The organism is Algibacter sp. (genome assembly GCF_029245835.1).
In the GTDB taxonomy this organism is placed as follows: Bacteria; Bacteroidota; Bacteroidia; order Flavobacteriales; family Flavobacteriaceae; genus Algibacter_B.
On sequence record NZ_JAQWOO010000030.1, the window covers coordinates 21,895 to 30,937 of the forward strand.

Here is a 9,043-nt window from a genome sequence, read left to right on the forward strand (position 1 = left end):
ATGGCAAACGAAAAGAAAAATATAAAAGACAAGAAACCAAAATTTAGTCCGTATTGGATATATGGCATACTAATAGCTCTTTTTCTAGGGTACCAGTTATTTAATAGTGCAAACTATCAAGACGCCAATAAAACAACACCTTCAGACTTTTTTAAATATCTAGAAGATGGTGATGTTGAACGCGTTGATATTGTAAAAAACACACGTGTAGCAAAAATATATTTAACTAAAGAGGCTGAAGAAAAAGAGATCCATAAAGGCTCTAAACCTCAAACATTTATACCTTCTGCTACTAAATTACCAAATTATAGATTTGAATTTGGTGATCTTCAGAATTTTGAAAACCAATTAAAAGAAAACACTGATGGCTTATCAGTTAAGCCTATTGTAACTTTCGACACAGAAACAAATGATTGGGGGAATTTATTAATGGGTATCCTCCCTTTTATTTTATTAATTGGTGTTTGGATTTTTATTATGCGTCGTATGTCTGGTGGTGCTGGCGGAGGTGCTGGAGGTCAGATTTTCAACATTGGAAAATCAAAAGCAAAACTTTTTGATCAAAATACTGAAGTAAAAACGAGTTTTAAAGATGTTGCAGGTCTTGAAGGAGCTAAAGAAGAAGTTCAAGAAATTGTAGACTTCCTTAAATTTCCTGAAAAATACACAACACTTGGAGGAAAAATTCCAAAAGGTGCATTACTTGTAGGACCTCCAGGAACTGGTAAAACATTATTAGCAAAAGCTGTAGCTGGAGAGGCTAAAGTACCTTTCTTCTCACTATCAGGCTCAGATTTTGTTGAAATGTTTGTTGGTGTTGGAGCATCTCGTGTTAGAGATTTATTCAAACAAGCTAAAGAAAAATCGCCATCAATCATTTTTATTGATGAAATTGACGCTATTGGTCGCGCTAGAGGTAAAAATGCCATGTCTGGCAGTAATGACGAACGTGAAAACACCCTAAATCAGTTATTAACTGAAATGGATGGTTTTGGTACAAACACAAATGTTATTGTTATTGCCGCAACTAACAGGGCAGATATTTTAGACAAGGCCTTAATGCGTGCCGGACGTTTTGATAGACAAATTTTTGTAGACTTACCAGATGTTCGTGAGCGTGAAGAGATTTTTGAAGTGCATTTGAGACCTCTTAAAAAAGCAAAAAATTTAGATTTAGATTTTCTTTCAAAACAAACGCCTGGTTTCTCTGGAGCAGATATTGCTAATGTTTGTAACGAAGCTGCTCTTATCGCTGCCAGAAACGGTAAAAAAGCAGTTGACAAACAAGATTTCCTTGATGCTGTTGATAGAATTATTGGTGGTCTTGAAAAGAAAAATAAAATAATAACACCTAGTGAGAAACGTGCCGTTGCTTTTCATGAAGCTGGACACGCCGTTACAAGTTGGATGTTAGAACATGCTGCACCATTAGTTAAAGTTACTATTGTCCCCCGCGGACGCTCATTGGGTGCGGCTTGGTACTTACCTGAAGAACGCTTAATTGTGCGTCCAGAACAAATGCTTGATGAAATGTGTGCCGCTTTAGGAGGGCGTGCTGCAGAAAAAGTGATTTTCAATAAAATTTCAACTGGAGCTTTAAGCGATTTAGAAAAAGTAACTAAACAAGCCCGTGCCATGGTTACCATTTATGGTCTTAGTGATAAAATTGGAAACTTAACATACTATGATTCTTCAGGACAAAGCGAATATGGATTTACAAAGCCTTATAGCGAGCAAACAGCAGAATTAATTGATAAAGAAATTTCAAATATTATTGAAAAACAATATCAACGTGCTATAAAATTGCTTGAAGAAAATAAAGATAAACTCACACAACTTGCAGAAGTATTGTTAGAAAAAGAAGTTATTTTCAAAGATAATCTTGAAAAAATATTTGGAAAACGTCCTTTTGATAAAGAGACTCCTTTAAATAGTAAAGAGAAGGTAAAAGACGAAGAAGAATAAGCTTAAAAACTATATTTTGCTAAGCTTTTAGTAAAAATCTTGAATTAATCATATGATTAATTCAAGATTTTTTATATTTGATAAATTGCGAATTGTATTCGGTTAATTGTAATACATTAAATGAGTCTTTTTAGAAAAATTTTTGGTTCTAAATCCGAACGTTCGGGAGAAGAATTAAAATCTGACAACAGAGGCAAATATATGCCAGAAATAAAACTACCAATAGACGAAAGGTTTACTATAAACTTTAAGGCTAATGGCGGTAAGTTTTTGTATTGTGAAAATTTAAATGAAATTTATAAAAATCTAGGACATATTCTAGATGAAAATGATTGGGAAGAAGAACAAGTTTTATTACTTGATTCAGATTTAAAAGACAAATTCAAAAACTCGAACCTTCTTACAACTAGAAAAATAAGTGATGCTACATATTTTTTAACCACTTGTGAAAACTTGATTGCAAATGATGGATCATTATTAATTTCATCAAAACAAATCTTTGAAAAAAAACTTACAGAGCTTCCTTTCAACTTTATCGTTTTTGCTACAACAAGCCAAATTGTTGAAAATATAGGTGAAGGTTTACGCGGTATAAAATCAAAAAACAAACAAAGAATCCCAACAAATATAACAACCATCAAGCATTTTAAATCTGGTGATGATAAAGATTTTTTAAGTTATGGTAGTAGTGCAAAAAATCTATACCTCTTACTCCTAGAAGATTTATAGCATGAAAGAAACGCTCGTTCGATCACTTTCTGGCTTAATCTATGTTTCATTGTTACTTATTTGCCTCTGCTTTGAGCAAGCATTAATTGCCCTTTTTTTTGTTTTTGGATTAATTTGTATAGGCGAATTCAAAAAACTTATTCAGCTTAAAAGTAACATTCCATATTTCATTTTCATTTTACTTTATGCGGTATTTGGATATTGGCAAGCTGTATTAAAAACAGAAACTGGTTTAAATGAAGCCACTCAAATACTTATGGTATTATCTATCTTTATTGAGTTATTTTTGATAAAAGATTTATTTTCTAGAAAAACCATCCCACTTTTTGAAACAAAGCGGTTTTTATTAACAACATTCTATCTATCAAGTGCTTTTGTATTTCTAATTTTAATAGCTAATTATTATGAAAGCTATAACCCTAACATTCTACTAGGATGCTTCATTTTAGTATGGGTAAACGATTCTTTTGCTTATTTAGTTGGAAAAAATTTTGGTAAACAAAAACTTTTTGAAATTATATCGCCTAAAAAAACGGTTGAAGGTTTTCTTGGTGGTTTGTTCTTTTCATGTATCGCAAGCTATTTTATTGCTACCTTTACTGAAACTTTGATGTTTTCAAGTTGGCTAATTTTAAGTATTATAATTAGTGTTTTTGGAACCTTAGGCGATTTAATAGAGTCTAAATTTAAAAGACAAGCAAACGTTAAAGATAGTGGCGTTATCATGCCTGGTCATGGTGGGTTATTAGACAGGTTAGATAGCATCATTTTTGCTGCTCCATTTATATATTTATTTTTAAGAATTTTAAATTATGTTTCATAAAGAAGGTCATAAAATTATAGTCATAACATTAGTCGTAATTGTTGGATGCTTTTTATTAGTTGATAGTATTATAGATATCTATTGGTTAAGAACGGCTATTATGATTCTTTTGTTAGCATTTTTAATTATCATACTACAATTTTTCAGAAACCCAAAGAGACACACAGAGTTAAATGACAAACACGTTATTTCTCCTGTTGATGGTAAAGTTGTAGTTATCGAAGAAGTTTTTGAAAAAGAATATTTTAAAGAAAAGCGTTTACAAGTAAGTGTTTTTATGTCGCCCTTAAATGTGCATGTTACACGCTATCCAATAGGAGGAAAGGTAATATTTAGCAAATACCATCCAGGAAAATATTTAGTGGCGTGGCACCCTAAAGCAAGTGAAGAAAACGAGCGTACTACGGTTGTAGTAGAAAACGAAACCTATGGCAAAGTTTTACACAGACAAATTGCTGGGGCTCTAGCTAAACGTATTGTAAACTATGCTAATGTTGATGACAAAGCACTACAAGGTGGGGAATCCGGATTTATAAAATTTGGTTCCAGAGTTGATTTATATTTACCGCTAGACACCAAGATTAAAGTCGAATTAAATCAAAAAGTTCGCGGTGGCGAAAGTATTATTGCAGAAACTAATGAGTAGTGACGTATTAGACATAGAATTTCAAGAAGCTGTTGATAGAGTCAATGCTCATACCGAGCCTTTTCCTGCTGATACCCTTTTAAAGCTTTATGCCTATTACAAAAAGGCAACTAATAATTATGAAAGACCAAGTAGTAAAAAACCCATAATTAATGCTTTTAAAACTAATGCTTTATTCCAAGCAAAAGAACTTTCAGAAAACCAAGCAAAACAAGCCTATATTGATTTGGTAAATAATTATTTTTTGTATAGAAAATAATTTTATTTTATAATATCTACTCCTAAATTGATGACTAATGCTTATAAATTTCTAACCCTTTTTTTACTTTCTTTATGTTTCCAATTAAGTGCGGCACAAGACTTTAAATTATCTTTAGAAGAAAGGCTTATTTATAAGGCTAAAAAGACGACAAAGAAAATAAAAGTTGATGGCAAACTGCTTGAAAAAGATTGGAAAAAAGCAGAATCAAGAACTTTAAACTATCATTACCTCTCTGAAAAAGCTGATGATAAACAGAAAACTACTTTTAGAATGTTGTGGGACGATAAAACCCTTTATTTATTTTATAAAAGTGAAGACAAATACCTAACCTCAACAGAAAAAAAACATGACGGCACTCCATTTTTAGATGATTGCGCTGAATTTTTTTTAATCCCAGTTCCAAATAGTTTAGATGTACATTTTTGTTTTGAAATTAATCTTTACGAAGCAAAAAACGATATCATTTATATGAATGATTATTATGAAGATAAAGATGCTGTTGTAAAAGCTTTTAATCCTGATTATAAAGTAAAAGTAAAAACAAAAGGTACTATTAATAACAACTCAGATATTGATACAGGGTGGACTATGGAAATAGCTATCCCCATTGACGCTTTTAGGGGCTCAACAGGATTATACCCATTAAAAAAAGGTACACAATGGGCTTTTTTAGCGTTAAGGCAAGAACGAAACGAACCTCTACAAGGTAGACGTGTTATGTCTAGCATCTTCCCTATTTATAATATTGAAAAAGATGTACACCAACCGAATATGTTTGGTTTGGTAGAGTTTGTGGATTAAATTTTCAACTCTTTCTTCTCTTTTGTTATTACTGGTTTTTAAAATTTAACACCAATTATCAGTCAAAACAACTCTTATACCAAACTTTAAACGAATTTGCCAGAAACTCTACCCCATACTCGCCAAACTCGCCTTCAAGGTTTCAATTTTCGCTAAAGCATCAGCCTCTTTTTTCTTTTCACTGGCCACAACTTGTTCTGGTGCCCCAGCAACAAAACGTTCGTTAGAGAGTTTCTTTTGTACTGATTTTAAAAACCCTTCAGTATAATTTAACTCTTCAGTTAATTTTTTAACTTCTGCCTCTACATCAATAGCTCCAACCATAGGAATAAAATACTCGTTTGATTTTACTCTAAAGGTTAAAGCGCCTTCAATAGCTTCAGAGGTATCTTCAATACTTTCAAGATTTCCTAATTTTGCAATAACACCGTTGAAAGTTACACTTGATTTTTCGTTGTTTATTACAGAAAAACCAATCGCATCTTTAAAGGCAATATTTTTTTGTTTTCTAATGTTTCTAATTCCTGAAATAACTTCCGAAGCAAATTCAAATTCAGCAATTAATGTTTTATTTATAGGTTTAGTTTTAGGCCATTTTGCAACTATTAAAGCTTCATCTGGGGTTCTTTCTGAAATATATTGCCAGATTTCCTCTGATAAAAATGGCATAAACGGGTGAAGAATCTTAAGATTATTTTCAAAAGCTTCAATTACCGATTTATACGTTTTAGTATCAATAGGTTTTTGATATGCTGGCTTAATGATTTCTAATAACCATGATGAAAAATCGTCCATGATTAATTTGTAAATAGCCATTAAAGCATCGCTTAGTCTGTATTTACTAAAATGATCTTCAATTTCTGCTAAAGCTTTTTGAAATCTAGCTTCATACCACTCCAACCCAACTTTTGCTGTTTCTGGTTGTGGAATGGTTTCATCAATGTCCCAACCTTGAATCAATCTAAAAGCATTCCAAATTTTGTTACCAAAACCTTTACCTTGCTGGCAAAGGGCTTCATCAAACATGAGGTCGTTTCCAGCTGCAGAACTTAATAGTAAACCTACACGAACACCATCAGCACCATATGCCTCAATAAGTTTTAAAGCATCTGGTGAGTTCCCTAGGGATTTACTCATTTTTCGTCGTTGCTTATCGCGAACCAATCCCGTTAAATAAACATTTTCAAAAGGTTTTTCATCTTTATATTCATAGCCCGAAATAATCATACGCGCTACCCAAAAGAAAAGGATATCTGGACCCGTAACTAAATCGTTTGTTGGATAATAATATTTTATCTCCTCGTTTTCTGGATTTCTAATACCATCAAATACACTCATTGGCCATAACCAAGATGAAAACCAAGTATCTAACGCGTCTTTATCTTGTTTTAAGTCGGAAGCTTGAAGTTTGGAATTTGAAGTTACCGTTCTTGCTTTCTCTATTGCTTTCTCGATAGTTTCAGCTACAACAAAATCTTCTTTTCCATCTCCATAGAAATACGCGGGAATTTGTTGCCCCCACATAAGTTGTCTCGAAATATTCCAATCGCGAATATTTTCCATCCAATGGCGATAGGTGTTCTCAAACTTTTTTGGAAATAACTTAATATCTCCATCTTCTAAAACCGACTTTATTGCAGGTTTTACCAACTCTTCCATTTTAAGAAACCACTGATCACTTAAACGTGGTTCAATAACCGCTTTGGTTCTTTCTGAGGTTCCTACTTTATTAATATGTGTTTCAGTTTTAACTAAAACTCCTTTTTCTTCTAATTCTTTTACAATTTCCTTTCTAACTACAAAGCGGTCTTTTCCTTGGTAATGCATACCAAAGCTATTTAAAGAGGCATCTTCATTAAAAATATCAATAACTTCTAGTTTATGTTTATCTCCAAGATTCTTATCGTTTTCATCATGTGCAGGCGTTACTTTTAAGCATCCTGTACCAAACTCAACATCTACATATCCATCCTCGATAATAGGAATAACACGATTACAAATAGGCACGATGGCTTTCTTTCCACGTAAGTGAGAAAAACGTTCGTCTTCTGGGTTAATACAAATGGCTGTATCTCCAAAAATGGTTTCAGGGCGTGTTGTAGCAATAGTTAGCTTATCATCACTTCCTTCAATTTCATATTCTAAATAGTATAGATTTCCTTGGCGTTCCTCATGAATAACTTCTTCATCAGACAATGTTGTTTTTGCCTCAGGATCCCAGTTTACCATTCTATAGCCACGGTAAATCAAGCCTTTTTCGTATAAATCAACAAAAACCTTGATTACGGCTTCACTCATGTCCTCATCCATGGTGAATTTGGTTCTGTCCCAATCACAAGAACATCCTAATTTCTTTAGCTGTTCAAGTATAACACCACCATATTCTTCTGTCCAATCCCAAGCGTGTTTCAAAAATTCATCACGAGATAAATCATTTTTATCAATGCCTTGCTCTTTTAATTTTGCAACAACTTTAGCCTCAGTGGCAATAGATGCGTGATCTGTACCAGGAACCCAACATGCATTTTTACCCAATAAGCGCGCGCGACGGATTAAAACATCTTGGATAGTATTGTTAAGCATGTGCCCCATATGTAATACTCCCGTAACGTTTGGCGGAGGAATTACAATGGTATATGGCTCTCTTTCATCAGGTGTTGAATGAAAATAATCATGTTTCATCCAGTAGTCGTACCACTTACTTTCTACCTGACTTGCATCATATTTTGATGGAATTTGCATGCTTTGGAATAGTTTTTGAATAGTGATTTGCAAAAGTACTTATATTTCTTTTTCTATGATAATGCCCATGACGAAAAGTTTAAATTTAGTTTGAATTGTTGAAATGGGAATTACGATTGACATTATTATAAAATATAAGCCATAAGACGAAAACCAAAAGGGGTTATGGACCGTAATAAAAATAAATAACTTTAAACGTTTTAAGCTTAATCATAGAAATCATATATGTACTTTTAACTGAGTTGAATATGTTAATATGTATGTATTACGTCTATTATTTTTGCAGATTGTGGAAAAAGTGACTATGTTTGACTTAGTTTAAAAACGAAATTTAACGAGAATCTCAGAATATATTGAGATAAAACAATACGAATAAAAAAAAGAAAATCATGAAACAATTAATTACTATTTTATTTATTGGGTTAATCAGTTTAGGTATAAATGCTCAAGCAAAAATTGAATTTAAATCTGAAACTATTGATTATGGAACTATTGAAAAAGGATCTGACGGTGTTAGAACATTTGAATTCACCAATACTGGTGATGAACCACTTATCATAACAAATGTAAAATCATCTTGCGGATGTACGGTTCCTTCAAAACCAAAAGACCCTATTATGCCTGGAAAAACAGGAGAAATTAAGGTGAAATATGACACAAATAGAGTAAATCCTATTAGAAAAACAATTACTGTAATGTCTAATGCAGAAACACCAACTATAGCTTTGAAGATTAAAGGCTTAGTTATTGACCCAAGTAAAGTAAGTTTGCTTGACAAAAAAGAAAAAAGTGTTGTAGAACAATAAACAACTTACATATACCATATACAAAAAGGCTTGAATCTAGATTCAAGCCTTTTTGTATTAGAATGATCTTTAAAATAAAAAATTATAAAAAAACTATTGTTAGTTTTTTTATACGGTTTTTGAATAATATTTTAATGAATATCCGTAATATATCACAATTAAAAATTTATTCATAAATTAGCTAAAAATTCCACCATATGAATATCTTCAGTTTTACAGCAAATTTTGATAGTGAAGCTTCTTGTATCGCTCACTTTAAAGCACATCGT

The 9,043-nt window shown here is 32.2% G+C and carries 8 protein-coding genes; 7 read left to right on the forward strand and 1 reads right to left on the reverse strand.

Features of this window, described 5'->3' with window-relative positions:
* The 6 genes from ftsH (at window position 1) to P8K68_RS04800 (ending at window position 5,226) form a co-directional block, all read left to right on the forward strand.
* On the forward strand, window positions 1-1,965 hold the full coding sequence (ftsH, locus tag P8K68_RS04775; protein WP_300248519.1) for an ATP-dependent zinc metalloprotease FtsH: 1,965 nt from the start codon (window positions 1-3) through the stop codon (window positions 1,963-1,965).
* A gap of 120 nt (window positions 1,966-2,085) precedes the next feature.
* Window positions 2,086-2,694, forward strand: a complete 609-nt coding sequence (locus P8K68_RS04780; RefSeq protein ID WP_300248520.1) for an LUD domain-containing protein — start codon at window positions 2,086-2,088, stop codon at window positions 2,692-2,694.
* A 1-nt stretch (window position 2,695) separates the two neighbouring features.
* Window positions 2,696-3,517 carry a phosphatidate cytidylyltransferase gene (locus tag P8K68_RS04785; protein ID WP_300248521.1) on the forward strand — a complete coding sequence of 274 codons (822 nt, stop codon included), beginning with the start codon at window positions 2,696-2,698 and terminating at the stop codon, window positions 3,515-3,517.
* Window positions 3,507-4,163: a phosphatidylserine decarboxylase family protein gene (locus P8K68_RS04790; protein ID WP_300248522.1), complete on the forward strand. Its 657-nt coding sequence runs from the start codon at window positions 3,507-3,509 to the stop codon at window positions 4,161-4,163. Before P8K68_RS04785 ends, P8K68_RS04790 begins: the two co-directional genes overlap by 11 nt.
* Entirely contained in the window at window positions 4,156-4,422 is a 267-nt protein-coding gene (locus P8K68_RS04795; protein WP_300248523.1) for an acyl-CoA-binding protein, read from the forward strand. Before P8K68_RS04790 ends, P8K68_RS04795 begins: the two co-directional genes overlap by 8 nt.
* A gap of 30 nt (window positions 4,423-4,452) precedes the next feature.
* Window positions 4,453-5,226, forward strand: a complete 774-nt coding sequence (locus P8K68_RS04800; RefSeq protein ID WP_300248524.1) for a carbohydrate-binding family 9-like protein — start codon at window positions 4,453-4,455, stop codon at window positions 5,224-5,226.
* Between the two features lie 108 nt (window positions 5,227-5,334).
* Here the strand turns inward: P8K68_RS04800 and P8K68_RS04805 are convergent, their stop codons facing one another.
* On the reverse strand, window positions 5,335-7,968 hold the full coding sequence (locus P8K68_RS04805; protein WP_300248525.1) for a valine--tRNA ligase: 2,634 nt from the start codon (window positions 7,966-7,968) through the stop codon (window positions 5,335-5,337).
* A 389-nt stretch (window positions 7,969-8,357) separates the two neighbouring features.
* Between P8K68_RS04805 and P8K68_RS04810 the strand changes: the two genes are divergently transcribed.
* Complete coding sequence (locus tag P8K68_RS04810) at window positions 8,358-8,774, forward strand: DUF1573 domain-containing protein (RefSeq protein ID WP_300248526.1); 417 nt, start codon at window positions 8,358-8,360, stop codon at window positions 8,772-8,774.
* The last annotated feature ends 269 nt before the right edge of the window (window positions 8,775-9,043 follow it).

What these genes read in the sequence shown, in the direction of transcription:
- ftsH (WP_300248519.1), top strand. Translation starts at nt 1, where the DNA reads ATGGCAAACGAAAAGAAAAATATAAAAGACAAGAAACCAAAATTTAGT.
- P8K68_RS04780 (WP_300248520.1), top strand. Translation starts at nt 2,086, where the DNA reads ATGAGTCTTTTTAGAAAAATTTTTGGTTCTAAATCCGAACGTTCGGGA.
- P8K68_RS04785 (WP_300248521.1), top strand. Translation starts at nt 2,696, where the DNA reads ATGAAAGAAACGCTCGTTCGATCACTTTCTGGCTTAATCTATGTTTCA.
- P8K68_RS04790 (WP_300248522.1), top strand. Translation starts at nt 3,507, where the DNA reads ATGTTTCATAAAGAAGGTCATAAAATTATAGTCATAACATTAGTCGTA.
- P8K68_RS04795 (WP_300248523.1), top strand. Translation starts at nt 4,156, where the DNA reads ATGAGTAGTGACGTATTAGACATAGAATTTCAAGAAGCTGTTGATAGA.
- P8K68_RS04800 (WP_300248524.1), top strand. Translation starts at nt 4,453, where the DNA reads ATGACTAATGCTTATAAATTTCTAACCCTTTTTTTACTTTCTTTATGT.
- P8K68_RS04805 (WP_300248525.1), bottom strand. Translation starts at nt 7,968, where the DNA reads ATGCAAATTCCATCAAAATATGATGCAAGTCAGGTAGAAAGTAAGTGG.
- P8K68_RS04810 (WP_300248526.1), top strand. Translation starts at nt 8,358, where the DNA reads ATGAAACAATTAATTACTATTTTATTTATTGGGTTAATCAGTTTAGGT.